The sequence below is a fragment of the Marinomonas algarum genome (assembly GCF_020532605.1).
Taxonomy (GTDB): Bacteria; Pseudomonadota; Gammaproteobacteria; order Pseudomonadales; family Marinomonadaceae; genus Marinomonas; species Marinomonas algarum.
In genome coordinates this window covers 1-659 of the sequence record NZ_JAJATW010000078.1, presented here as the reverse complement: position 1 = coordinate 659, position 659 = coordinate 1, and the positions used below count along the sequence as shown (strand labels likewise).

Genomic DNA, 659 nt, shown 5'->3' with positions numbered 1-659 from the left:
TTGAAGGTGCGCATGGAAAAAAGTCACTGTCTGGGTGAACGAAAAGCAGTGGTCATTTTACTGCTTCAGGCCGTATGATTACAGCTCTGCAGGGGTGTGAGAGGGGTTTTAAGTCACGGAATCAGGTCAGTATTAAAGGAGCTAAAGTATTCTATGCCGATTGGAGCAGAGTAGAGGCCAAAGAATGGCACTGCTAATTCTGAATGGCTGAAAACTTTCTCAACATTTATTACACACAAAAAAGATTAAGGTTAGGGAAGCTGCGATTAAGAAGTTTCACAGTTGTCAGTATTTCTGACTTTGTCGCATGCGCGAGACTTATTCGCATACTCCCAAGGCTCTTTTTCCAGATCGTAGGCGACAATATTGCACAAACCATCAATGGATTTACGCATATCAGTTGGCCCAAAAATGAAAGTCACATTGATTTGAGCAGAAGCGATAAACACAAGTCTTTTATTCCCATGAAAGAGAACAAAAGACTTTATGGCTTTTAACAAGGATTAAAACGTGTGGTTTAACCGACGCTTACGTTTTAGTAACCGATAAGCTTGGTTGAGTGTGTCTTCCTGTTTTTGGGTGAGTGTTAACGCCTGTCGACTGACTTGCCGATCAATATCTCGCAGGACTCGCCCTAAAAAACCTTTTACCTGCTTAAT

At 41.7% G+C, this 659-nt stretch carries 1 protein-coding gene and 1 pseudogene; both read right to left on the bottom strand.

Translation table 11 applies throughout. The annotated features are described in order from the left end of the window. Window positions 1-266: 266 nt before the first annotated feature. Window positions 267-449: a transposase gene (locus tag LG368_RS15415; protein WP_226755559.1), complete on the bottom strand. Its 183-nt coding sequence runs from the start codon at window positions 447-449 to the stop codon at window positions 267-269. Window positions 450-521: 72 nt separating this feature from the next. Next, window positions 522-659: pseudogene (locus LG368_RS15410) on the bottom strand (IS5/IS1182 family transposase); the annotation flags it as partial.